The 24,008-nt window shown below is 68.6% G+C and carries 19 protein-coding genes; 9 read left to right on the top strand and 10 right to left on the bottom strand.

The genetic code is table 11. The annotated features are described in order from the left end of the window. The first annotated feature begins 175 nt into the window (after positions 1-175). From ABZV91_RS12690 to ABZV91_RS12675, 4 genes are all read left to right on the top strand, one after another. On the top strand, positions 176-1,498 hold the full coding sequence (locus ABZV91_RS12690) for a sugar ABC transporter substrate-binding protein (RefSeq protein WP_355239665.1): 1,323 nt from the start codon (positions 176-178) through the stop codon (positions 1,496-1,498). After that, positions 1,495-2,445: a sugar ABC transporter permease gene (locus tag ABZV91_RS12685; RefSeq protein WP_355239662.1), complete on the top strand. Its 951-nt coding sequence runs from the start codon at positions 1,495-1,497 to the stop codon at positions 2,443-2,445. The genes ABZV91_RS12690 and ABZV91_RS12685 overlap by 4 nt, the downstream gene beginning before the upstream one ends. Beyond that, on the top strand, positions 2,445-3,287 hold the full coding sequence (locus ABZV91_RS12680; RefSeq protein ID WP_355239660.1) for a carbohydrate ABC transporter permease: 843 nt from the start codon (positions 2,445-2,447) through the stop codon (positions 3,285-3,287). Before ABZV91_RS12685 ends, ABZV91_RS12680 begins: the two co-directional genes overlap by 1 nt. A 94-nt stretch (positions 3,288-3,381) precedes the next feature. Further along, positions 3,382-4,815, top strand: coding sequence for an ATP-binding protein (locus tag ABZV91_RS12675; protein ID WP_355239657.1), 1,434 nt, complete (start codon positions 3,382-3,384; stop codon positions 4,813-4,815). Between the two features lie 611 nt (positions 4,816-5,426). Here ABZV91_RS12675 and mftG read toward each other — a convergent pair. The 4 genes from mftG to mftA form a co-directional block, all read right to left on the bottom strand. Then, positions 5,427-6,884, bottom strand: coding sequence for a mycofactocin system GMC family oxidoreductase MftG (gene mftG / locus ABZV91_RS12670; RefSeq protein WP_355239654.1), 1,458 nt, complete (start codon positions 6,882-6,884; stop codon positions 5,427-5,429). A 19-nt stretch (positions 6,885-6,903) separates the two neighbouring features. Then, entirely contained in the window at positions 6,904-8,304 is a 1,401-nt protein-coding gene (gene mftF / locus ABZV91_RS12665) for a mycofactocin biosynthesis glycosyltransferase MftF (RefSeq protein WP_355239652.1), read from the bottom strand. Between the two features lie 193 nt (positions 8,305-8,497). After that, positions 8,498-10,003, bottom strand: a complete 1,506-nt coding sequence (gene mftC, locus ABZV91_RS12660) for a mycofactocin radical SAM maturase (protein ID WP_355239649.1) — start codon at positions 10,001-10,003, stop codon at positions 8,498-8,500. 16 nt (positions 10,004-10,019) lie between these two features. Further along, positions 10,020-10,118: a mycofactocin precursor MftA gene (gene mftA / locus ABZV91_RS12655; RefSeq protein ID WP_355239767.1), complete on the bottom strand. Its 99-nt coding sequence runs from the start codon at positions 10,116-10,118 to the stop codon at positions 10,020-10,022. A gap of 328 nt (positions 10,119-10,446) precedes the next feature. Between mftA and mftR2 the strand changes: the two genes are divergently transcribed. Together mftR2 and ABZV91_RS12645 are read left to right on the top strand one after the other, a co-directional pair. Then, positions 10,447-11,097, top strand: coding sequence for a mycofactocin system transcriptional regulator MftR2 (gene mftR2, locus ABZV91_RS12650; RefSeq protein ID WP_355239646.1), 651 nt, complete (start codon positions 10,447-10,449; stop codon positions 11,095-11,097). A gap of 68 nt (positions 11,098-11,165) precedes the next feature. Then, the gene (locus tag ABZV91_RS12645) at positions 11,166-12,221 is read left to right on the top strand and encodes a ferredoxin--NADP reductase (protein ID WP_355239643.1); all 1,056 of its coding nucleotides are present in this window, start codon (positions 11,166-11,168) and stop codon (positions 12,219-12,221) included. A 349-nt stretch (positions 12,222-12,570) separates the two neighbouring features. Here the strand turns inward: ABZV91_RS12645 and ABZV91_RS12640 are convergent, their stop codons facing one another. Both ABZV91_RS12640 and ABZV91_RS12635 read right to left on the bottom strand, forming a co-directional pair. After that, positions 12,571-13,836, bottom strand: a complete 1,266-nt coding sequence (locus tag ABZV91_RS12640) for an FAD-dependent oxidoreductase (RefSeq protein ID WP_355239640.1) — start codon at positions 13,834-13,836, stop codon at positions 12,571-12,573. Between the two features lie 7 nt (positions 13,837-13,843). Further along, positions 13,844-15,037 carry an MFS transporter gene (locus ABZV91_RS12635; protein ID WP_355239637.1) on the bottom strand — a complete coding sequence of 398 codons (1,194 nt, stop codon included), beginning with the start codon at positions 15,035-15,037 and terminating at the stop codon, positions 13,844-13,846. 248 nt (positions 15,038-15,285) lie between these two features. Between ABZV91_RS12635 and ABZV91_RS12630 the strand changes: the two genes are divergently transcribed. Next, positions 15,286-16,167, top strand: a complete 882-nt coding sequence (locus ABZV91_RS12630) for a LysR family transcriptional regulator (RefSeq protein WP_355239634.1) — start codon at positions 15,286-15,288, stop codon at positions 16,165-16,167. Positions 16,168-16,438: 271 nt separating this feature from the next. Here the strand turns inward: ABZV91_RS12630 and ABZV91_RS12625 are convergent, their stop codons facing one another. Continuing rightward, positions 16,439-17,197, bottom strand: coding sequence for an aspartate/glutamate racemase family protein (locus ABZV91_RS12625; protein WP_355239631.1), 759 nt, complete (start codon positions 17,195-17,197; stop codon positions 16,439-16,441). 9 nt (positions 17,198-17,206) lie between these two features. Then, a complete protein-coding gene (locus ABZV91_RS12620; protein ID WP_355239628.1) occupies positions 17,207-18,406 on the bottom strand; it encodes an FAD-dependent oxidoreductase in 1,200 nt (399 codons plus the stop codon). A gap of 222 nt (positions 18,407-18,628) precedes the next feature. On the opposite strand from ABZV91_RS12620, the gene ABZV91_RS12615 reads away from it, so the two are divergent. Continuing rightward, entirely contained in the window at positions 18,629-18,985 is a 357-nt protein-coding gene (locus ABZV91_RS12615; protein ID WP_039826854.1) for an SPW repeat protein, read from the top strand. Positions 18,986-19,306: 321 nt separating this feature from the next. Beyond that, entirely contained in the window at positions 19,307-21,421 is a 2,115-nt protein-coding gene (locus tag ABZV91_RS12610; RefSeq protein ID WP_355239625.1) for a hypothetical protein, read from the top strand. 577 nt (positions 21,422-21,998) lie between these two features. Here the strand turns inward: ABZV91_RS12610 and ABZV91_RS12605 are convergent. Both ABZV91_RS12605 and tuf read right to left on the bottom strand, forming a co-directional pair. Continuing rightward, positions 21,999-22,370, bottom strand: coding sequence for an LppP/LprE family lipoprotein (locus ABZV91_RS12605; RefSeq protein WP_355239622.1), 372 nt, complete (start codon positions 22,368-22,370; stop codon positions 21,999-22,001). A 434-nt stretch (positions 22,371-22,804) separates the two neighbouring features. Continuing rightward, positions 22,805-23,995 (bottom strand): elongation factor Tu, encoded by a 1,191-nt coding sequence (gene tuf, locus ABZV91_RS12600; RefSeq protein ID WP_030525250.1) that lies wholly within the window; start codon positions 23,993-23,995, stop codon positions 22,805-22,807. Between the last annotated feature and the right edge of the window lie 13 nt (positions 23,996-24,008).

The raw sequence follows: 24,008 nt of genomic DNA, 5'->3' as shown, positions 1-24,008 counted from the left end.
CCCGCGAGTCGCTCGGGCCGATACGCACGGCGACGTTGCACAATCGCAGAGGCCGCGGCCTCGTCACCGCCGGAAGCGGAACGGACGGCAGCAGCCGGCGTTCGATGCGCGATTCACGGATCCAGGGCTCGGATGATGTCGTGCGAGCGAGCGCGGCGCGGGAGGTGATGGCGGCGTGGGCGAGCGAAGAGTGCCTCTCGGGCGGCGCGAATTCCTGCGCGCTACCGGCGGTGTCGGCGTGTCGCTGGCGGTGGCGGCCCTCGGTGCGTGCGACGGCGACAGCGACGCACTCACCTTCTTCTTCCAGGCCAACCCCGCCGAAGCCGACGGACGGCAGCGTGTGATCGATGAATTCACGCGGCGGAATCCGGATATCCGAGTACGCACCCTGTTGTCCGGCCCCGACCCGATGCAGCAGATGCTGACCTTCTGCGCGGGCGGTAAATGCCCCGATGTGCTGATGGCCTGGGAGCAGACCTATGCCGGCCTCGCCGACCGGGGCGTGCTGCTGGATCTCAACACCATGCTCGACCGCGATCCCGCCTTCGCCGCCGACCTGAAATCGGGCGGCGCCGCAGCGCTGTACGACACCTTCGCTTTCGAAGGTGGGCAGTACGCGCTCCCGGAGCAATGGTCGGGAAACTTCCTGTTCGGCAACAGAACGATGTTCGACCGGGCCGGGCTGCGACTCCCCGGCCGGTGGGAGGACGCGTGGAACTTCACCGAGTTCCTCGAGATCTGCCGCGCGCTCACCGAACGTGACCGGACCGGCGAGGTCCTGCGGTGGGGATTCGTCGATACGTGGGTGCCGCACTATTCCGCCGGTCTCTTCGCCGTCAACAACGGCGCCCGATGGGCGAGCCCGCGGACCGTTCCCGATCGTTCGGATTTCTCCGGCGCCGCCTTCATCGACGGCGTCCAGTTCTACGCGGACCTGGCCAACAGGTATCGCGTGGCACCGAACCCGGCCGATCAGCAGTCGATCTCGGCGATGGACCTGTTCACGCAGGGCCGAGCCGCGCTGGCGATGGGCGGGCACTGGCGGTACCGCACTTTTTCCGAGGCCGGCGATCTGGATTTCGATGTCACGGCCCTGCCGGTCGGGGCGGCGGTCGGCGGTGCGCGTTCGAATATCGGCACCACGGGCCTCGCCATCTCCGCCGGCAGCCGCCACAAGGAGCAGGCATGGGAGTTCCTCAAGTTCGCGGCCGGACCCGTCGGCCAGGCGGTCATCGCGGAGACCGGTCTTTTCGTGCCGGTCCGGGATTCCGCAGTGCGTTCCCCCGGGTTCGCCGCGGCGCACAGCGATATCCGCAACCTGGACATACTCGTCGACGGACCGGCGCATTCCGCGCCACTGCCGGTCGCGGTGCAGTGGCCGCGGATCGACGCGCTGATGGACCGGTATATCGGCCGTGTACTCCGCGGCGCCGCCCCGGCGACCTCATTGGCGGACCGGCTCGCTCCCGAAGCCGACGAGGTGTTGCGCAGCCCATGACCACCACCGATGAGATAGCCCAGAAATCGGCGGTACCGGCTGCCGCCACCGGGCGGCGCCGCTCGGAGTCGGCGAGGCGGCAGGCACGGGCGGCACGGCTGTTCATCGCCCCGAACCTACTGGCGGTCGCGGTGTTCCTGATCTTTCCACTGGGCTTCTCGCTGTACCTGAGCTTCCACGAATGGAATATGTTCGGTCCCTTCCGGTTCATCGGGCTGCGGAACTTCCGTGAGCTGCTCACCGTGGACCCGCTGTTCGCCATCGCCTTGCGGAACACGATCGTGTACACCCTCGGGACCCTGATCCCCACCGTGTCGATGAGCCTCGTGGTCGCGGCGGCCCTGAACCAGGGTGTCCGGGGGACCGGCCTCTTCCGGACGGTCATGTTCCTGCCGCTGGCGATATCGAGCGTGGTGATGGCGGTGATCTGGCGTTTCGTCTTCGACACGAACAACGGGTTGCTCAATACGATGCTCGGCGGACTCGGTATCGGGCCTGTCCCGTGGCTGGTCGAACCGCGGTGGGCGATGGTCTCGGTATGCCTGGTCAGCGTGTGGAAGAGCATTCCGTTCGCCACCGTCGTCCTGCTCGCCGCGATGCAGGGCGTCCCGCAGGACCTGTACGAAGCGGCGAAGATCGACGGAGCCGGCGCGGTCCGGCGATTCGTATCGATCACCGTGCCGCTGATCCGGGGTGCGCTGTCCTTCGTCCTCGTCGTCTCGATCATCGACGCGGTCCAGGCCTTCGACCAGATATACGTGCTCACCGGCGGCAACGGCGGCCCGGAAACCGGAACCTACGTCTTCGGCATCATGATCTTCCAGAACGCGTTCGCGTTCGGTGACGCCGGCTACGCGTCGGCCATCGCCTGGCTGATCTTCGTGGTCCTGCTGGTGCTGACCGTCGCGCAACTGTGGTTCGCCCGCAAGAACGCGCCGGAACAGTGATGGCGGCACCGGGCTGGAAGACTCGCGCCGTCGTCCGTGCCGCCGCGCTCTACCTCGCGCTCATCGCGATGGCGTGGTGCGCCCTGCTCCCCATCCTGTGGGCCCTGGCGGGCTCGGTGAAGAAACAATCCGAGATCACCACGCCGACCCTGCTCCCCCGCGACCCGCAGTGGTCCAACTACCGCACCGTTTTCCAGGAGATGCCGTTCGGCCGGATGCTCCTCAACACCGTCCTGTACGCCGGATGTGTCACCGCCGGCCAGGTCTTCTTCTGCTCACTGGCCGGATACGCGTTCGCCCGGCTCCGTTTCCCGGGCCGCGAGGCCCTGTTCGTGGCCTATCTGGCCACTCTCATGGTCCCGCTGACCGTGACGGTGGTGCCCCAGTTCATACTCATCCGGGTGCTGGGTCTGACGGATACGCCCTGGGCGTTGATCCTGCCCGGCCTGTTCGGCAGCGCGTTCGGCACCTATCTGATGCGGCAGTTCTTTCGCACGCTCCCTGTGGAACTGGAAGAGGCCGCGGTCCTCGACGGCTGCACCCCGTGGCAGATCTACTGGCGGGTCCTGCTACCCAATGCGAAGCCGGCGGTGATGGTTCTCGCCGTTCTCACCTGGGTTCATGTCTGGAACGACTTCCTGTGGCCGCTGGTGATGATCCAACGCCGGGAGATCTCCACCGTCACCCTGGGCCTGGTGTGGATGCAGGGCCAATACGTCTCGGACTGGCCGGTGCTGATGGCCGCGTCCATGCTGATCCTGCTACCGCTGGTCATCGTCTACGCCGTCACGCAGAAGGCGTTCCTCCGCGGTATCGGCATGTCGGGTTTCGGGGGACGGTGACGAGGCGGGACCACGATGACGGGTAGCTATTATCTATGTAGAAGAAATCTACGTAGATAATAGCTACCGACGTAGTCGCGGAGAGGCGGTACAGGTGTCCGGATTCGTCGGCAGACAGAACGAGCTCACGACGCTCGATACCAGGTTGCGGCGCGTCGCCGAATCGGCCGCCGGGTCCGCGGTGGCCATCCGGGGCCGACGCCAGGTCGGCAAATCCCGGCTGGTCCAGGAATTCTGCGACCGCGCGAGGTTGCCGTACGTCTATTTCATGGCCACCAAGGGTGCTGCACCGACCGAATCCCTGGCTGCCTTTCTTCTCGAATTGCGCGAATCGTCGCTCGTCACCGACCCCGCACTGGTTCCCGAACTTGCCGGCTCATGGGCCGATGCATTCCGGATCCTGGCGGGGGTGCTGCCGTCGAGTCCGTCGGTGGTAGTGATCGATGAGCTGCCCTGGCTGGCGGAGCAGGACACGAGCTTCGACGGCGTGCTCCAAACCGCCTGGGATCGGCTGTTGTCCCGGCGCCCGGTGCTCCTGCTGCTCCTGGGTAGCGATCTGCATATGATGGAACGCCTCACCGCCTATGACCGGCCGTTCTTCGGGCGCGCCGACAACCTGACCCTGGGCCCGCTCGACCCGGCCGAGATCGCCGCCGCCACCGGACTGGACGCGGCGGACGCTCTGGATGCCCACCTCATCACCGGGGGCCTACCGGGCATTCTGCGCAGCTGGCCGCACGGCACCGCACCCCTCGACTTCCTGGAACAGGAATCCGCGGATCCGGCGGCGCCACTGTTCAGCGTGCCCGAATCCGCGTTGTTGGCCGAATTCCCATCTCCCGATCAAACACGTCGCGTACTCGAAGCGGTCGGCGGCGGCGACCGAACCCACGCGAATATCGCCGCCACCGCGGGCGGCCGCGCCGGCGCGATCGCATCCGGAAGCCTGTCGCCGATCCTGCGACGACTCACCGACGACAAACGAGTTCTGGCCATCGACGAACCACTGTCCACCAGACCCGGCAAGCCCGCGCTGTACCGAGTCGCCGACAGTAACCTTCGGCTCTATCTGGCGGTTCTACGCTCTGCGCAGGAACTTTCCCGCCGTGGGCGGTACCAGAGCGCGTTTCGGCTGATCCAGCGACGCTGGTCGGCCTGGCGCGGCCGGGCGATCGAACCTCTGATCCGGGAATCACTGGAGCTCGCCGCCTTCGCCGGCACACTTCCCTGGCCGGAGGTGGAGGCCGTGGGTGGCTGGTGGAACCGACGTTTCGATCCCGAAATCGACTTGGTCGGCGCGGACCGCGGGCCCATCGCCCGGAACGTGTACTTCGCGGGATCGGTCAAATGGCTGGACACGCCGTTCGACGACCACGATATGGCCGCCCTGCGCAAATCGATATCGCAGATGCCGGACTACGAGCCGGGAAAGACCGGCCTGGTCATCGCATCGCGGTCCGGAACGGCCCGGTGCGATTCCGACCTGGTCTGGGGACCGGATGACATCTTGTCCGCTTGGAGCAGTTGAACCGGCCACGGGTCGGTCATCCGACCATCACAGCCGACGGGTCGCGGGGAGTTCGCTGAGTCTTCCGCACCGGCGCCGTACCTTCCCCGTGTCCGGCGCCGGGTGCGGATTCCCGGGTGGCCGGATCACGTTGCCGCAGCGGGCCACCCGAGGGACCAGAGTACAAGCTCGCGGTCCGATTCCCGGGAGATCGGCCCGGGGTGTCGAAAATGGAGATGCAATATTGCACGGTGCCGCTTGATATTTCGCCGGGCCGGCCGCGGTGAGCTGTATCCCCGACCGATACAGCTCACCTACCACACCGGTTGGCCCGGCGCAGGCAGTTGGGGTATGCCGATAGTGATCGGCTCTACCTCGGTGGCGGCAATTCGCTCTCGGGCGCCGGGCAGTGGCCGGACCTCTCCACAGCGGCCCGTCGTGATCACCGACCGGCGAATCGCCCCGGTGGAAAGTACCGCACCGGCCACGGCCGCGCCAGTGGGAGTTCCGGGCCTTCCCGGGGTGCCGGGCGGCGGGTCCCGGCGAGTTCGCCACCGGTTAGCGCACCATCGCGCGCTCCATAATGCGAAAGTGCTACGGCGCTGTACCGGCAGGTGATCCAGGTCGCGGATTCAGCGCAGCTCGACGGTGGCCCGTTCCGCCAGCAGCACCACGGCCGCCTGCGGTCCCCGGCTCAGCGGTACCGGTACCACGGACAGGTCCACCACCGACAGCCCGTCCACGCCGTGCACCCGGAACCGCTCGTCGACCACCGCGCGCGGATCGCCGGCACGGCCCATCCGGCAGGTGCCACCGAGATGCTGTGAGGTACCGAGACGGTCGTACAGCCACCGATCCGAGACCGGGCCGGCTGCCCCCAGCGGTTCGGCCGCCATGGACGCGAGGATCTGGGCGGTCAATTCCACCGCGTCGCGCAGCCGGGCCCGGTCGGTCCCGGTCCCGAGGTAGCCGTGCTCGATGCGCGGCGCGGCCAGCGGATCGGCCGCGGCCAGCCGGATGGTGCCCGAGCTGGTGGGCCGCATCAGGGTCACGCCCATCCGGCAGACCCCCGGGGTGAACGCGACCGTATAGGGGCGAATCTCGATATCGTCGAATTCCAGGACGTATTCCAGCGGGACGGACCGGCCCGCCGGCGCCGGATGCCGGTAGTCGATCCCGATTTCGGGATGGTCGGTGAGCCAGCGCCCGACCGGTGCGTCGGCGACCACCGGGATACCCAGTGCCGTCGACGCCGCGGCCGGTCCGATACCGGACCGCAGCAGCAGCGCCGCCGATTCGATCGCGCCCGCGCACAGCACCACCCGGTCCGCCCGGATCGTATCCGGCGCGCCGCCGCGAAGGCAGTCGGCGCCGATCACCCGGTCGCCGCGGAAACGCAACCGGGTCACCAATGTTTCGCCCTGCACCGTCAGGTTGGGCCGCGACAGCGCCGGGAGCAGATAGGAATGCGCGGGCCCTATCCGATGACGCCGCCCGGCGCCGTCGGGCGGCCCGACCGTGCACGGCACCGGGCCGACACCCGATTCGGGACCGCCGGGCAGCGCGTTCCAGTCCGCCACCTCGCCGAATCCGAGGTCCCGGCAGGCCGCGCCGAATTCCTCGACCAACCGGGTGGGCGCGTGCGTCCGGCGTACGGGGACCGGGCCCGACCGGCCGTGGCCGGGGTGATCGCCGTAGTCGTGATCGTTCTCCAGCGCACGGAAAAACGGCAGCACCGACTCGAAATCCCACGAGCGGGCATCCACCTCCCCACTCCACGCCGCGAAATCCCGCGGCGCGGCCCGGATGAAATAGGACCCGTTCACCGAACCCGAACCGCCGATGCCGCGACCGCGCACGATGGTGCCCGGCCGGTCCGGTGTGAGGGCCACGGAATACCGCCACAGCCAGGCCGCCTGATCTCCGATCGGCAGATCGGCACTGTCGGCGAGCTCCGGGGGGAAGTCGTCGGCCGACGCCCAGTGGCTCCCCGCTTCCACCACCCGCACGGTATGTCCCGGATCCTCGCTGAGCCGGGCGGCCAGTACACACCCGGCGGTCCCGGCGCCGATGATCAGCGTGTCCACCATGCGGGGTGACCTGCGCGGACTACTGGGGTGGGGCGGTCGGTTTGAGGGCGGCGGGGCTACCCGCCCGGATGGCGCCCAGCCACAGGCCGGTGCCGTAGCCGATATCGTCGACCCGCCGGAAGGCGATATAGCGCAGCGGGTCCAGTCCGCCCGGTTCGCGATGGGTGTACCAGTCGACCGCGCCCTCGGCCAACGCCAGCGACAGTGCGATCTGCCTGATCCGACGGGAGAACAGCATGGCGGCCAGGGTGATCGGCCAGTAGTGCCGGCACATGGCCGAGGCGATCCGCCACAGGCCGGCGAAGAACCCGCGGGCCACGTAGATCGCCGCGACACCGGTCGGGTTGTCGACGCCGGCGAACGCGCGCCGCAACCGGCGCAGCGGCAACAGCAGCGTGAGTCCCGCGCCGAGCACACCCCATCGGGTCCGGGTCGCCAAGAGCAGTGCCGCCGCCGCGGTCCATTTCGGTACCTGGAGCGGCGACACCATCCCGGCGTGCCGATCACTCAGCGGCGCGGCACCGGTGCCGTAGAACATCTTGCGGCGGAACCAGTCCCGGAACGACACCCGGTGGTCGTGGGCCACATGCGCGGCCGGTTCGTAGCGGGCCCGCCAGCCCGAGCGTTCGAGTCGCCAGCACAGGTCCACGTCCTCGGCGACCTGCATGGTCTCGTCGAAGCCGCCCTCGGCTTCCAGGACCGAGCGGCGCACCAGCAGTGCCGCGCTGGGCACATAGGACACCACTCCGCGCGATTGCACCGCCGATTCGCGGCGGCCCAGGTCCAGTGAGGAGCGGGTGTGCTCGTAGCGCGCCAGCATATTGGTCTCCGGGTCCAGCGCCACGATCCGCGGCGCGACCAGGGCCACCTGGGGGTCGCTGAAATGGCCGAGCATCACTTCGAGCCAGCCGCTGCGCGGTACGACGTCCGAGTCGAGGAAGGCCACGAACTGGGTCGTCGCGGCCCGCAGGCCGGTGTTGCGCGCCGCGGCCGGGCCGCGGCGCCGTTCGTGACGCAGTACTTTCACCCGGCAGCGGCCGGTGTGCTCGTCGGCGATCCGGACCTCGTCGTCGGAACCGTCGTCGACGACGATGACCGTATGCCCGCGCAGCGCGGCCAGCAGCCGGTCCAATCCGGCCGGGTTGTTGTGCAGCGGGACGATGATCGTCACGTCCTCCGGCGACGGCAACAGCCGCGGCCGGGGATTCGCCACCCCCGAATCCAGTAGCCGTCTGGCTACCACTGCCGATTGCGGGCTGTTCACCTCGAGATAGCCGTCGCCGATCATTTCGGCGGCCTCGGGAGCCAGGCGCAGCAACCGGGCAGGTGAACCTCCGATAAGGATTCGACCCCCCGAGTATGCGCGTACCCGTGGGTCGATCCGCACCCCGAATCCGTCGGGCAGGCGATCATTGCGCATTCCACGGATGGTAACTGCCGATTCGATACGAGACATCAGCAGTCCTGGAAAAAGTGTTTCGAGCCGGAGAAATTCCCGGAATCACCGGGAGCGCGGGCATGAAATGGATCACCACCGCCGTAGCGCGGGTATGAAAAGCCGCCCGGAGCAACGGTCTGGCTATCGTCGCTCCGGGCAGCTTCACGGAAGGTCGTCACACGAGCGGACTCTCGTCGCACGCGCGCGCCGGACGCCGTGCGGGCGGCAACAATGTCAGCGGAACCGGGCCCTGCGAACGGGATCGGCGCGGGGCGCTCTTGCGGGAATGGTCCACCGCCGGACGCGGGATCACCCGTCCGGTGGCGGCCAGCGCCGCTTCCCCGTAGCCCTGAACACATTCCGGGTCCGGGCCGTCGGCGGGCAGCCCGGTGAAGAACTTCGCCGCCATACATCCACCACGGCAGGAGTCGTAGTGCGCGCACGAGGCGCAGGCCCCGCCGCCGCTGGGCTCCCGCAACTCCTCGAACAGCGCCGATTCCCGCCACACCGTGGCGAAACCACCGTCGGTGACCACGTTTCCGGCATGGAATTTCTCGTGGATGGCGAACGGGCAGGCGTAGACGTCACCCAGGGGGTCGACCAGGCACACCACCCGGCCGGCCCCGCACATGTTCAATCCCGGCAGCGCCTGACCGTAGGCGGAGAGGTGGAAGAACGAATCTCCGGTCAGCACACCCTCGCCGTTGCGGACCAGCCAGTCGTAGAGCGTGCGCTGCTGTTCCGGGAGCGGATGCAGTTCGTCCCAGACGTCCGCGCCGCGACCCGAGGGCCGGAGCCGGGTGAGCCGCAGGGTGGCGCCGTAGCGGTCCGCGATCTCCTTGAACTGGTCGAGCTGGTCGATATTGTGCCGGGTCGCCACCACGGACAATTTCGCGTCCCGGAACCCGGCGTTCGCGAGATTCTCCAGCGCCCGGATCGCCGTGGCGTAGCTACCCGGTCCGCGGACCGCGTCGTTCACCTCGGCGTCCGCACCGTCCAGCGAGATCTGGACGTCGACGTAATCGCTGGCGGCGAGCCGCTGCGCGACCTCCGGCGTGATCCGTACGCCGTTCGTGGAGAACTTCACCCCCACCTGATGCGAGGTCGCGTAATCGACCAGTTCCCAGAAATCCGGACGCACGGTGGGTTCGCCGCCGCCGATGTTCACGTAGAACACCTGCATCCGCTGGAATTCGTCGATCAGCGCCTTGCACTGTTCGGTGCTGAGTTCACCGGGATCACGCCTACCCGACGAGGACAGACAGTGCACACACGAGAGATTGCACGCGTAGGTGAGTTCCCAGGTGAGGCAAATCGGAGCCGCGAGGCCCGATTCGAATCGGTCCACCAGCCGGACGGCCGGATCGGCCGGACCGACCCCGGTGAAGGGGGCGGGCTCGCTGAGGGTCGCGGTGTCCGGCGCGCGCTGGATCATCTGCGAATCGGCCAATTCGGTCAGCGCCCGCACGTACGGGGCGGCGGCCGCGTCCTCGATCCCGGCGGCCCGGACGGCCGCGCGGGCCGAGGTGTGCCCGGGCAGGGAACGCACGATCTCGACGATCCGCGGATTCTTCAGGAACGACAGTTTGCGGGTCCCGAAGTGGTAGAGCAGCGCACCGAAGGGCTCCGGCCGCAGCGCCACCCTGGGGTGCAACTGCCAGCGGTTTTCCAGATCGAGCATGGTTGGCTCCCGCCGGTCAGTAGACGCCGCACATACCGTCGATGGACACCTCTTCGATCAGCGATTCCTCGATCACGGGCGCAGTGTCGGCCGCGTCGGTGTCGACGGTCGCGATCGGACCGCGCTGATCGGTTCCGGCCGGTCCGAAGGAACGATTGTCCGCCATGGCTACCTCCACAGATTGGTGCCTGCGCCGGCGCGATTGCCGTGGTGCCCCGTCCGTCGCGGCGCCGCTGGGGAGACCGCCGATGAGCCCCGGCACGATACCGGCGCCGCGGTCGCCCGGTGCGACCACCGTCACACCATAACGTCATCCACTGACAAAATGGAACAGTTTTCGGGTAATGTCCACGCTCACGCCGAAACGCGACCTCTAGACTGCGGGGGCAGAGCAGCTGAACAGGACGTGACGAGCGGATGCCGCTCGACGTGTAGAGGTGGCAATGGGAGTCGTGCGGATGCAGGCGAGCGGGGGTGGCGGCGGTAACGGCAGCACCCTCTCGGAGACCGAGATCGTCGAGGCGGCACTTCGGGTGGTACGTGCCGACGGGGTGGAGAAGTTGTCCATGCGACGACTCTCACGCGAACTCGGCGTCTCCCCCATGGCGCCGTACTACTACGTCGCGGACAAGCGCGAGCTACTGGACCTGGTGGCCACCGCGGCGCTCACCGGGGTGCGCAAACCGCCGCCCGAGTCCGGCCCCTGGCAGGACCGCCTGGTCGATCTGCTCGCCCAGATCGACGAACGGCTGCGCCGGCACCCCGGACTGGGCGATGTGCTGATCGAGCAGATGCTCGGAAAACAGCTCGACCTGATCGCCGGGATCATGGAGATCCTCTACGAAGCCGGGTTCGACGACCGCAACGTACTGGCCGGTTACGCCACGATCCACACCTATCTGTTCGGCCGTCGCCGGGTGAATCCGCGCAACCTCGACACCCCGCCCGATGTGGTGATGCCGGAACGAGTGGCCCGCGCAATGGAATACCTGCCCGATCTGCGGGGCAGATATTCCTACGATTTCGGCGTGGGCGTGCTGGTCTCCGGCCTGGAGGGTCAGCTCGTCCGCCAACAATCCGCCGGCATAGGGTAAAATTGGAACACGTTCTAGTTTTGCCGTAGGCTCGGAGCCACCGGCAACCAGTGTTTCGAGAGGACGAGATGACCACCGTCGAAGTGCCCCATGGCTCGCGATCCGTCGTATTGCGGGTCGCCCAGGTCATCGCGGAAACGACCGACGCGAGCTCGCTGGTCTTCGAGGTCCCCGAGCAGGCGCGGGAGAAGTTCGCGTACCGGCCCGGCCAGTTCCTCACCCTGCGTATCCCCAGCGACCGCACCGGATCGGTGGCGCGCTGCTATTCGCTGGCGAGTTCGCCCTTCACCGACGACCTGCCCAAGGTCACGGTGAAGCGCACCAAGGACGGCTACGGCTCCAACTGGCTGTGCGACAACATCAAGCCGGGCGATCAGCTCGAGGTGCTGCCGCCCTCCGGTGTGTTCACCCCCAAGGATCTCGACGAGGACCTGCTGCTCTGCGCGGCCGGCAGCGGTATCACCCCGGTGATGTCCATTCTCAAATCCGCGCTGGAGCGGGGCAGCGGCAAGATCGTGCTGTTCTACGCCAACCGCGACGCGGAATCGGTGATCTTCGCGACCGAACTGCGCGAACTGGCCGAGAAGAACCCGCAGCGCTTGGTGGTGGTGCACTGGCTGGAGACCCTCCAGGGCCTGCCGACCGTGACCGCGCTGTCCGAACTGCTGCGGCCCTACACCGCGTACGCGGCCTTCATGTGCGGTCCGAAGCCCTTCATGGACGGTGTGCACGACGCACTCACCCAGCTGGGTGTCCCGCGTAATCGCACCCACGCCGAGGTCTTCAACTCGCTGGCCGGCGACCCGTTCGCCGATGCCGCCCCGGTCGAGATCTCCGAGGAGGAGGCCGCGGACGCGGCGACCGTGGAGGTCGAGCTGGACGGGGAGACGCACAACCTGAGCTGGCCGCGGAAACAGACCCTGGTCGACATCATGCTGGAGAAGGGCATCGATGTGCCCTACTCCTGCCAGGAGGGCGAGTGCGGCTCCTGCGCCTGCACGGTCCTCGAAGGCAAGGTGGAGATGGACAACGCCGAGATCCTCGATCCCGAGGACATCGAGAACGGATACATCCTGGGCTGCCAGGCCCGCCCGGTCACCGACCACCTGCGTATCCAGTTCTGACGCCCAACCTGCGTCCTGGGTCGCCGGTATCCGGTGTCCGGTGTCCGGTGTCCGGTGTCCGATACGGCCTACCGGATACGGGCGAACCCGAGGCGCGTGCCCATCTCGTTGCCGACGGTGCGGTTCGCACGTCGTTGCACGTGGCCGTCACCTGGTCCCAGAGACAACCGGGGCGACCGCGCGCCGAGCCGGTCGCCCAATGCCGAACGCGATGCCGATCGAGGACGTAGGGCGGCGGCGGGGCGCCCCGGTCATCCGGGAATTCCCGGCGACCGGGAGCCCGCGAACCCCTCGATACGATCCGCCGGACGATCGCTGCCCACAGGCTCCCGGTCGCGTTTCCCGGCGATCAGACGGGCACGGGCTCGGGTAGCCGAGCTCCCTGACGCTGGAGTTCCTCGCGCACACTCGCGGTGGTGACCACACCGTTGCGGGCCTGCTGGGCCGCCGCGACCCCCGCCGCGTGCCCGGTGGCGAAGGCGGTGCCCATGACGCGCAGGGACGCGCCGGCCTGGCGGTCACCGTCGAGGGTGCGCCCGGCGGCGTAGAGATTGTCCGTGCCGACACTGCGCAGACAGCCGAGCGGAATCGGGTAGAAGCCCGGATCACCGATGAACTTCCAGGTGGACGGAATACCGGGACCCGGGTGGTACTCCATCGGCCAGGCCCCGATCGCGACCGCGCCCTCGGTGGTGTCGGGGTGCAGGATCTCCGCCTCGCGCAGCCGGTACCGGGTGACGATATGGCGGGATTCGCGAGTGCCGAGTTCCGGGCCGGTCGTGACGATGTAGGCGTGTTCGGCGCCGGGGATCGTCCGCACCACCGGCAGATACACCTGGGCCTGCCGGCGGGCGCTGATCTCGGCGCGGGTGGTGTCGGCGGCGGACCGGGCGTCGTAGCCCTCGTCCACCAGGTACATGATGACGTCACCGGAGACCGGCATCCGGGCGACCAACCCGGATTCGGCGAGCAGACCGTCCACACCGGCGGCTTTGGCACTGCGCACGGCCGCCCCGACGGTGTCCACCGTGACCTCGGCATCGGGTGCGATCCCACCGAACCGGACACCGAGGCTGCCGTTCTGGACCCAGCCGTCGGTGCCGTAGCGGACCTCGGCGCCCGCGTGGTGTGCGAGGTCGGCGTCCCCCGTGGCGTCGACGAACGCGTCGGCGGTGAACCGGTGCACGCCCTGGTGGTCGGCGACCTCGACGGCGGTGATGCTGTCGCCCTCGGTGTGCGCGCCGATCAGCAGACTGTGCAGGCGGATATCGACCTCCGCCTCCCGGCACAGCTCGTCCAGCACGACCTTTACATTCTCCGGATCGAAGACCACGGTGACCGCGTTGAACCGGCGCGGCTCGCCGACCGCGCCGCGCGCCTTGAGCCGCGACACCACCTCGTCGGCGATACCGAAGACGACCTGGCGCAGGTCGTCGCGGGTGTAGAGGCCGCAGTAGGTGACGACATTGCGCAGCGTCGCGGCGCCACCCAGGCACGGACCGCGTTCGATCAGCAGGGTGCGGGCACCGGTCCGGGCGGCGCCCACCGCCGCGGCGATACCGGCCGATCCACCACCCGCGACGATGACGTCGTAGTGGGTATTGCTCGGGGTCATACGGGGATCAAGCCTTTCCGTCGGCGGCGAGGATCAGCGCGGTGCCGTCGCCGGGTGCGGCGGCACCGGCCGCCGATTCGCGATCGTCGGCGTCGCGGATGAAGAACATGGGGAGGATCGCCAGGCAGGGGCCCGCGGCGAGCACCAGGAAGACCAGCTGGAACGATCCGCTCGCGGCGAAGACCAGGCCGACCACGGCGGGCACGATGGTGCTACCGAGCTGCCAGAAGGCATTCACCCCGCCGGTCGCCGTCCCGGCGAGTTCGGCACCGGACAGGGTCGGGATCATCGCCATCATGACCGGGCTGTAGATGTAGGCGGTGATCCCCAGGAACGGCGCGATCCACAGGAACTGGGTCGCGGTGGTGGCGAAGCTGAAGGCGATAAGGCAGGTCACGAAGGCCGCCAGGATGGCGATCGTGAGCCGCCGGCGACTCAGTCCGAGCGCGTCGCCGACCAGGCCGACCAGCGGCTTGGAGAACACCGCCACCGCACCGAAGATCACCACCACGGTGCCGGCCCGCACCGGGTCGATACCGACCCCCTTGACCATCAGCAGGTTCGACCAGGTGATGAATCCGTAGGTGCCCCACAGCGCGCCGAACCCGGCGAGCGCGATCAACAGTAGGCCGCGATTGCGCAGCAGCGGGCGCAGATCGGGGCGGCCACCGGTTCCGGCCCGCGCCTCCACCAGCGGACCGGGACGCAGCAGGATCAGGCACAGCGCACCGACGACGATCGAGGTGAGCCCGAACAGGTGATAGGACGTGCGCCAGCTGTGCGATTCGATCAGCCGGGGCACCACCGCGTTCGCGATCACCAGTCCGAGCGAGGTCGCGGTCATGAAGACGCCCATCGCGAAGCCGCGCCGCTCCGGGACGAACCAGCTGGTGAGGAGCTTGACGCCGCCGCCCACCTCGGCACCGGCGCACAATCCGATACAGGCCTGGAAGAGCAGGCCCATCGCATGGCTGTCGGCCTCACCGAAGGCGAGCATGAACCCGCCGGAGAGCAGGATGCTCACCCCGACGGTCATCCGGGCGCCGAGCCAGTCGGCGACGAAACCACCGATGGCGTTGGAGATCACATAGCCGATGTAGTAGGTGGTGGCGAAGACACCGAGGCCGGCGACCGCCACCCCGAGATCCTCGCCCACCGATCCCGCCGCCGGGCCCCAGGTGGCCCGGTCGACCGAAGTCATCGTGAAAGCGGCCCAGCAGAGGGTCAACACCACCCAGCGATACCGGGTGTCTGGTGTTGCGGGGGATATCGCGGTCACCGGAGGTCCTTTCGAGTGAAGCTGGGGCACCGGCGCCCACACTGCGTGACGGCTGTGGTACCCACCACAATGCAACCGCGCGGACGCCTCGTGATCCAATGCCACTTGGCTGGCCCGGGTATGACCTGAAGTTATGGCATACCGATCGGTATGTGAAACAGGGAGCAACGATGGAGCTACGGCAGCTACGGTATTTCGTCGAAGTCTTCGATCGCGGCTCACTGTCCGCGGCGGCGAAGGCGCTGCTCATCTCCCAACCGGCCCTCACCCGTCAGGTCCAGCAGCTCGAACGCGAGTGCGGCGTGCCGCTCTTCGAACGGGTACCTGCCGGTATCGTGCCCACCCCCGCCGGGACCGCGTTCTACCGGCATGCCCTCACCCTGCTCCGCTACGCCGATACCGCGAAGGACGCCGCCCGGGAGGCCGGTCCGGTCCGCGAGATCGTGCAGATCGGGCTCGCTCCCGGCCTACCGCCCACCTGGCTCGGGCAAATCATCGACACCGTACGAGTGGCCGTACCCCAGGCATACCTTTCGCTCACCGACGCGACCAGCACCGTGCAACTCCAGCAGCTGCGCGCCGGACGGCTCGATATAGCGTTCGTGCATGAGCCGCCGTCGGGCGAGCTGGTCCGCCACCGAGTCCTCGAGGAGCCCTTCGGGTTCGTCGTCGATCCGCGACTGGACGGCGAGTTCAGCGGCGACATCTGCCCGCTGAGCGCCCTCGACGGCATGGACGTGCTCGCGCACGCCCGCGACCAGGTTCCCATCGGCCACGACCGGCTGGTGTCGGCGGCCCACGAGGCCGGGATCAGACCACGGTGGCATTTCGCCAACTACACCGAGAACGCGCGGGCCTGTCTGCACGCCACGGGAGCGAGCGGGGCGATCCTGAGCCGCACCACCGCGGGCCGGTTGCTGCCCGGATGGGTGTGGCGGCGGCTGGTCGACCCGCCGATCACCATGCAGACCTGGATCGTGCGCCAGCCGGTGGCCCGCGGCACCGTCACCGCGGTCGCCGACACCATCGCGGCTTCCTTCGGCATCGACTGAAACGGCGCGGGGCGGTCCCGCGCTCGTCCGCGGCGGGCCGCTCGGACGGCCGTCCGCCGGGCAGTTCGGCGGAGGCACACGGTCGAGCCCTGAGCTGTCATCGGCGCGAGCCTCGCGGACTTCCCGCATCCGGCCCCCGCGTCATCCGCCTGTGGTCGCACCGCACGGTGGACAGACCGGCGCGCCACCGATGCCGCCACAGCCCCCGCTTCCCCGGCCGGAGAACCACCCGCACGCCCGCACAGGAGCACCTGCCCCGCCCCGGGCAGCCCTACCGGCCGCCCAGGATGCGGCCGGACTCGTACGCGGCCGCACCGGGCGGCAGCGCGCCGGGCCGGCCGCTCAGATACACCTGGACGGTCCCGTCACCGGTCGTCGCGCCCCCGAGCGCTTCCATCCGCCGCACCGTCTGCGCGGCCACGGCCTGCGCACTGTCGAACAGCCGGACGCCGTCGGGCAGCGCGGCGAGGATGCTGTCCACGATCAGCGGATAGTGGGTGCAACCCAGCACCACGCCCTCCACATCGGCGGGTGTCCGGGCCGCCGCGTCCGCCACCGCCGCGCGCACCGCGGCCATATCACCGCGGTCCACCGCTTCGGCGAGTCCGTGGCAGGCCACCCCGGTCACCTTCGCCTCACCACCGAACCGCGCGATCAGATCCGCCTGGTAGGGGCTGGCGGTAGTGGCCGCGGTCGCCCAGACGGCCACCGATCGGCAGGCCGCCGCGGCCGGTTTGATCGCCGGGACCGTACCCACCACGGGGATCGCGGTGCCCAGATCGGCCCGGACGTGTTCGAGCGCGGTCACGCTGGCGGTGTTACACGGCAGCACGACCACCTCGGCGCCCAGGTCACGCGCGGCGCGACCGGCCGCGACCACCCGGTCGATCATCCAGTCCTGTGGTTTGGGGCCCCACGGCGCCCCTTCGGGGTCGAGTTGCAGCAGCAGGTCCACGTCGGGGCGCAGCTTGCGCAGCCACGCCGCGGTGGGCAGCAACCCGAAACCCGAATCGATGAGCGCGACGATCACCCCCACAGGTTATTGAGTCGCGCCGAGCAATTCCTCCACCGGGGCGGCCGCGGCGATCTTGGCGCGCATCTTCATCACCTGACCGGTCATCCCCGCCCCCACCACGCCGGACAGCCGGCCCTCGCGGAAGTAGTAGGCGAGGAACTTGCGACCGTCGTCGGCGAGGATGTGGATATCGTCGGTGGCGCGCGGCGTGCCGAGCGCCTGCAACTTCAGGTCGTACTGATCACTCCAGAAGTACGGGACCTGCGGAATACCCGGCGCCGGGACTCCCAGCAGAGCGCAGGTCAGCAGCTTGGCCTGCTCCCCGGCATTGGTCCAGTGCTCGATCCGGCGATGTTCACCCGTCGGGGTCCGCCACGCCGCCACATCACCCACCGCCCAGACACCGGGCGCACTGGTCCGCCCCGTCTCGTCGGCGAACACTCCGCCACCGGCGGTCGGTTCGGCCAGTTCGATCCCGGAACCGGCCAGCCAGTCGGTCACCGGACTGGACCCGATACCCGACACCACCAGGTCCGCGGTCACCTCGGACCCGTCGGCCAGCCGCGCCCCGCGCACCCGGCCCGCGGGATCGGCCAGCAGTTCGGCCACCCCGACGCCGCAGCGCAGATCGACTCCTTCGGCCCGGTGCCAGCGGGCCACCAGTTCACCCGGCTCCGTGCCGAGAACCCCGGCCAGCGGGGCGGGCTGCGGTTCCACGAGCACCACGGGCACGTTCCGCGCGCGCAGGCTCGCGGCCAGTTCACAGCCGATGAAACCGGCGCCGATCACCAGGGCCGCACCGGTATCGCGCAGCCCCTCCCGGATCGCGACAGCGTCGTCGTGGCTGCGCAGGACGTGAACCCCGGTCACCTCGTCGGCACCGGGCAGCAGCCGGGGCCGCAGCCCGGTGGCGATGATCAGGTGCTCGTAGGCGACCACGGAACCGTCGGCCAGCCGCACCTGTTTGGCGTCGGTGTCCACACCGGTCGCGGCCGTGCCCAGGCGCAGGTCGATCTTCTTCTCGTCGTAGAACTCGTCCGGACGCAACGGCGTCGCGGTGGTCTCGCCACGGACGAATTGTTTGGACAGCGGTGGACGATCGTAGGGCGCGCGCCGCTCGTCACCCAGCAGCACCAGCTCGCCCTCGTACCCCGCGCGGCGCAACTCCTCGGCGGTGCGTAATCCGGCCAGGCCGGCGCCGGCGATCACGATCGGTGCGGACATACCGAACTCCCTCCCCGCGGCACCCGGCGCCGCGCCTGGAACAGGTTACAGAAAAATGTGTAGCCCACCCTAACTTGCCCTGGCCCGCGGCGGAAGCGCGTCCGCTGCGCATCATTTCGCCGCGTAATCGTGTCCGTTGCGATATCGACCGGTCGCGGCCGGACACGATATACCGAGGTCAGGCCCTGTCAACGGACCTGTTTCCAGTCTCAGGAGGCCACTATGTTCACAGAAAGCCGGACTCAGGATTTCCTGGCCGTGGTGCTCGGCGTCTTCACCGCCCTCTCCCCGATCTGGGTGGCGACCAACGACCGAGCAGTGTGGACGATGATCGTGCTCGGAGCGCTCATCGCACTCACCGGACTCGCCCAGATGTACCGGCCCGCGATGGCAGCGGCCGACTACGGCATGGCACTGTTCGGCGCACTGCTGTTCCTCGCACCGTGGGTCATGAATTACACCAGCTACAACGGGGCGTCGTGGACGTCGTGGGTCGTCGGAATCGTCACCGTCGTACTCGCCGTCGCAGCACTGCCGGCAGTGGCCGGCCGGATGCACGGGGCCGCGACGCACCACTGAACCGCAACCACCTCGACGAGCTACCCGCCGGCCGAGCCCGGCGGGCAGGCTCATTTGCGCCATCGACACCACCGGGAAAATTTCGAGGGGACCCGACAGATCCGACGCGCAGCGGGTCCCCGACGCACCGATCCGCGCCGGTTTCCGCACATCCCGCCGTCCGGGCACGTCAGAGCCGCGTATCCGGGTGCCCCGGACACGGATACACGCACCGGCAGCTCCCGCCCGGGATGTAATACTGATCACCACCGACGGCTCACGCACCATTCATGGGCTTCGCACACTAGAACGAAAACCACCCCGGCGGGTAAGAATGGGCCCATGGATGCCGAAAATGCCAGCCTCGGAGACGAACGTCGCGGCCGCCAGGAGGAGTACGGCCGCGCGCACCCGGACTCCGAGTCGAGGGGCTTCGCCGGCTTCGGATCGAACGAATTCGATTCGGCGAATGGAACGAACGGCGCCACGAACCGATCCGATTCCGTTCCGGATCACGGTTATACGTGGACCCCCGCACCACCGTCCACTCCCACCCGGAACCAGCACAGCGCGGGCGGTTCGGCGGCACTGGACCCATTCGCCGCCTGGAACACTCCCGGGATCGACGGGGACGCCGCGGTCGGTGTCATGACATCCGGTAATCAGGAACCGGATTCCCGCTTCAGCACCTCACCGACGGACCCGGCCCAGTTCCCCGCACCTCCCGACGACCCCAGCGGCCCGGACACCGCCGCCCTGACCACCCGGCACAGCGCCGGATCTGTGAGCGACCCCGGGCCCTCCGATCCCGCGGCGATGCCGCGGATATCGCAGTTGGGTCCCGGCCAGGCCGGCGAATATTCGGCCGCCCTGTCCTCCTCGGCCCGTATTCCCGCGCCGGGATCGCCGTACGCGGCCGAGTCGGCGCCGCCCGCCGATCCCACGGCCCCCACCTCGGGCGGCCGGCCCGGATCCGATCCGTTCTCCGTCCCCACCACCCAATTGCCCAGCTCGGGCTCCCTGGAGGCCGCCTATCCGCTGCCGCCCGAAACACCGCAGCGGCCCGATGGCTATGGCGATGCGGCCGCGGACACCGGATCGCTGCCGAGCTGGCTCAGCTCGATCGGGGACGAACCGGTACCGCACCCACTGGAAACCGGGGGGCGGCGCCGCAAACTCGATCTCACCGAATCCGGCACATCCGCGGAGGGCTTCAACCCGTTCGAGGATCAGCATGCGCCCGGCCACGAGGAGAACACCGCGGCCACGGTCACCGATTCGCACGCGCTGTCCGGAGCTCCGAACGCGGAGCGCGAGCCCGCGCTCGACAGTGATCCCCCTGCCCCACCGCAACTGCCCTCGCGTGGATTGCCCACCCGCAGCCCCCGCGGCCACACCGCACCCGGATCGGGCGCCGAGGAGGAATCCGCCACCCCGCAGCTGCCGGCCCGGCGCCTGCCGCGGTCGGCGGCCCGGCACGCGCCCGCGCCGGCCGACGAACCGGACACGGTGGCGCCGAATGCCCACGAGGCGCTGCCGGCGAACTCCGCGATTCTTCCGGGACCGGCGCCGGCCGGCGACCTCTCCGACGCCGCGGACAATGATCGCGACCTGCCGGCTCCGCGTCGGTTGCCGCGTTCCGCGGCCCGGTTCAACACCGACGACGAACAGCCCGGCGCGCACGGCGTTCCGCAACCCGCGCTGCGGCTCGCGGCGCAGCCCGAAGAGGCGGACCCGGCCGACGAGTCCGGCGCGCATACCGCCCCGCCGCGGCTGGCCCCGCCGGACGGCACCCCGATCCTCGACCGGTTGCTCGATCCCGAACCCGCGCACGGTATCGACCCCCACGACGAATCCGGCGCGCCGGTGGCCGAATTGCTCACCCGGATCCTGGAGTCCGAGGATTCCCGGCACGGCGGATCCGACGAGCCGGGCGAGGAGGCGCCCGACCCCACCGCCGCGGCCGTATCGCCGCTGACCCTCGTACCCGACGCCGCGGGCGAACCGGCCCCGGAATCCGGTGAGGGAGCCGATGCCCGGCCGCCGCTGGAAACACGGCGGTCCCGGCGGGCGCGGGAGGCGGCCGAGGCCGAGGCCGCCAAATCCGCACCGGACCGCACGGAGGCGACGCTGTCGGGCCCCGCCCCGGAACCGGCACCGGCACTGCCGCCGACCGGGCGCCCGGCGCCGGTGGAGGACACCACATCCCGGCACGGCCGCAGCGAGGAAGGCGCCGACATAGACATCCACCTCATTATGCGTTTGCTGACCGCGAGCGATGATCTCGAGGTCCTCGCGGGACAGGCGGAGACGGGCGAGGTATCGGCCGCGGAGGTGGCCCGCGCCGCCCGCGAGGCCCGGGCCGCGGTCCTTTCCGCGGTCACGGCTTGGTACGGCGGCCCGGCCCAGATGGTGAAGTTCGCCAACGCCCTGCTCCAGGCCGCTCGCGAGAACTGAAATCACTCGGCGGTGCCGCCGTCCGCGCACGCAGCGGCACCGTCCACGTACTCGTCGGCGATCGCCCCCAGGGCGAGTTCACCGAACTTCCACCTTCGTATCGAGAAACGACGGGACGACCGGTTTCCGCAGCATGCGCGGCGATGATCAGATCATGTGCCGCGGGGATACCGGTCGGCATACCCGAGCAGAAGCTGCGCTTGGTGAGCGGCTGGTCACAGATCGAACGGTCGATGGCTCCGTGCTCGTAGCCGAGCTTGCCGACGGGCCCTCCATAGCGTTGATCACCTTCGCGAGACCTACCGCGAGATGGGGGGCGTAGTCCTCGAACGGCGGTATATCGGCTTCCTCGAGAGCGAGCCGCAACGAACAGCCTGTACTCGTCGTGGGCGGTATCACGGTCGCACGGTTCGTCCATGCCGGACGATACGGATGATCCCCCTCTGACTCAGCGCGACTGAGCACAGAAGAAAAATTGCGTGCCGCCTCGGCTACGGACATTGTCACCAGGGATTCAGACGGTCTGAACTCCGCGAGTCGGGCTACGTCCGTGACCGGGCGCCGCCGGCATGGTCTGTCAGTCGGCCACCTCGGCCGGAAGCGGATCGATCGGCCCGGGCGGTGACTGTGGAAAGAGCTGGTAGCGCACATCGGCCCGGCCGGTGGGATTCGCATTGGGGTCGCCGGGGTTCAGCCACCTGAACGCGATAGTGATTTGCCCCGGAGCGTCGCTGCCGACAACGGCCATGAATGCCTCGGGATCCTCGGTAGCCGTGCTCCCGTATTTGAAGTGGTCGAAGAGCAGGATATGACTGGGCGAGCTGCCGGTCGCTCCCTGCGGGTCGACCTGTACCCAATTCAGTGCGCAGTCGATGGACGAACCGCTTGCCGTCACTCCCCACGCCGCATCTGGGAAAGCCCGTGGCAGTCGGCTGACGGCGTCGTCCACCCGGTCGGCAGGGATCCCAGGGCACGCGGGTGTAATGGGGGCCTCCGGCGCGGCGCCGATAGTGCCCGCACCGGCCGCCATGGCAGCGAATGCGAGTGTCAGCGCCGCCGTAGCTTTACGTATCAAACCGAGCTCCTTCGTTCGATATGGACAACCGTAATATCGACTGAGGAGCTCGAGCGTTATCGGACCGGTCGAACCGATGGCACGAAGACCGTGGTGAGTGCCGGGGTATCGCCGTTGATCATGATGGCAATCTGCCCGACACCGTGTGCGGTACCGCCTCGGCAGGCCGATCGAAGAGCCCATCGGATGTCTGCGCGGTACCGTCGATCCCGGTGGTCATGTTGATCCACTGCACAGCCCGCATCGGTCCGTGAAGAAGAACGGCGCCACTCCTTTCGGAGCGGCGCCGTTCTCAGCGATTCAGTGAATCACTTGATGATCTTCGTGACGCGACCGGCGCCGACGGTGCGGCCACCCTCGCGGATCGCGAAGCGCAGACCCTCGTCCATGGCGACCGGCTGGATCAGCTTGACCAGCATCTCGGTGTTGTCGCCGGGCATGACCATTTCGGTGCCCTCGGGCAGGGTCACAACGCCCGTCACGTCAGTCGTACGGAAGTAGAACTGCGGACGGTAGTTGTTGAAGAACGGGGTGTGGCGGCCACCCTCGTCCTTGGACAGGATGTAGGCCTGACCCTCGAACTCGGTGTGCGGGGTGGTGGTGCCCGGCTTGATGACGACCTGGCCGCGCTCCACGTCCTCGCGCTTGATGCCACGGATCAGCAGACCCGCGTTGTCACCGGCCTGCGCGGTGTCCAGCATCTTGCGGAACATCTCGATACCGGTGATGGTGGTCTTGGTCTTCTCCGGGCGGATGCCGACGATCTCGACTTCCTCGTTGAGGTTGACCACACCGCGCTCCACACGACCGGTGACGACGGTGCCACGACCGGTGATGGTGAAGACGTCCTCGATCGGCATCAGGAACGGCTTGTCGGTCTCACGCACCGGGTCCGGGATGGACTCGTCGACCGCGTTCATCAGCTCGATGATGGATTCGCTCCACTTCTCGTCGCCTTCCAGCGCCTTCAGGCCGGAAACGCGAACCACGGGGGCGTCCTCGTCGAACTCCTGCGAAGCCAGCAGCTCGCGGACCTCCATCTCGACGAGCTCGAGGATTTCCTCGTCGTCGACCATGTCCGACTTGTTCAGCGCGACCAGGATGTAGGGCACGCCGACCTGACGGGCGAGCAGCACGTGCTCACGGGTCTGCGGCATCGGGCCGTCGGTGGCCGCGACCACCAGGATGGCGCCGTCCATCTGCGCCGCACCGGTGATCATGTTCTTGATGTAGTCGGCGTGACCGGGGGCGTCTACGTGGGCGTAGTGGCGCTTCTCGGTCTGGTACTCGACGTGGGAGATGTTGATCGTGATACCACGAGCCTTCTCCTCCGGCGCCTTGTCGATCTGATCGAAGGCAAAGCTCTCGTTCAGATCCGGATACTTCTCCGCCAGCACCTTGGTGATCGCAGCCGTCAGCGTGGTCTTGCCGTGGTCGACGTGACCGATGGTGCCGATGTTGACGTGCGGCTTCGTCCGCTCGAACTTCGCCTTCGCCACTGTGGTGTCCTCC

The sequence above is a fragment of the Nocardia sp. NPDC004568 genome, from assembly GCF_040609955.1.
Classification (GTDB): Bacteria; Actinomycetota; Actinomycetes; order Mycobacteriales; family Mycobacteriaceae; genus Nocardia.
Note: the sequence above shows the minus strand (reverse complement) of the source record. Positions and strands in the feature narration are given on the sequence as shown.

What these genes read in the sequence shown, in the direction of transcription:
- ABZV91_RS12685 (WP_355239662.1), top strand. Translation starts at nt 1,495, where the DNA reads ATGACCACCACCGATGAGATAGCCCAGAAATCGGCGGTACCGGCTGCC.
- ABZV91_RS12680 (WP_355239660.1), top strand. Translation starts at nt 2,445, where the DNA reads ATGGCGGCACCGGGCTGGAAGACTCGCGCCGTCGTCCGTGCCGCCGCG.
- mftG (WP_355239654.1), bottom strand. Translation starts at nt 6,884, where the DNA reads ATGGTGGACACGCTGATCATCGGCGCCGGGACCGCCGGGTGTGTACTG.
- mftF (WP_355239652.1), bottom strand. Translation starts at nt 8,304, where the DNA reads ATGCGCAATGATCGCCTGCCCGACGGATTCGGGGTGCGGATCGACCCA.
- mftC (WP_355239649.1), bottom strand. Translation starts at nt 10,003, where the DNA reads ATGCTCGATCTGGAAAACCGCTGGCAGTTGCACCCCAGGGTGGCGCTG.
- mftR2 (WP_355239646.1), top strand. Translation starts at nt 10,447, where the DNA reads ATGGGAGTCGTGCGGATGCAGGCGAGCGGGGGTGGCGGCGGTAACGGC.
- ABZV91_RS12645 (WP_355239643.1), top strand. Translation starts at nt 11,166, where the DNA reads ATGACCACCGTCGAAGTGCCCCATGGCTCGCGATCCGTCGTATTGCGG.
- ABZV91_RS12640 (WP_355239640.1), bottom strand. Translation starts at nt 13,836, where the DNA reads ATGACCCCGAGCAATACCCACTACGACGTCATCGTCGCGGGTGGTGGA.
- ABZV91_RS12635 (WP_355239637.1), bottom strand. Translation starts at nt 15,037, where the DNA reads ATGACTTCGGTCGACCGGGCCACCTGGGGCCCGGCGGCGGGATCGGTG.
- ABZV91_RS12630 (WP_355239634.1), top strand. Translation starts at nt 15,286, where the DNA reads ATGGAGCTACGGCAGCTACGGTATTTCGTCGAAGTCTTCGATCGCGGC.
- ABZV91_RS12620 (WP_355239628.1), bottom strand. Translation starts at nt 18,406, where the DNA reads ATGTCCGCACCGATCGTGATCGCCGGCGCCGGCCTGGCCGGATTACGC.
- ABZV91_RS12615 (WP_039826854.1), top strand. Translation starts at nt 18,629, where the DNA reads ATGTTCACAGAAAGCCGGACTCAGGATTTCCTGGCCGTGGTGCTCGGC.
- ABZV91_RS12610 (WP_355239625.1), top strand. Translation starts at nt 19,307, where the DNA reads ATGGATGCCGAAAATGCCAGCCTCGGAGACGAACGTCGCGGCCGCCAG.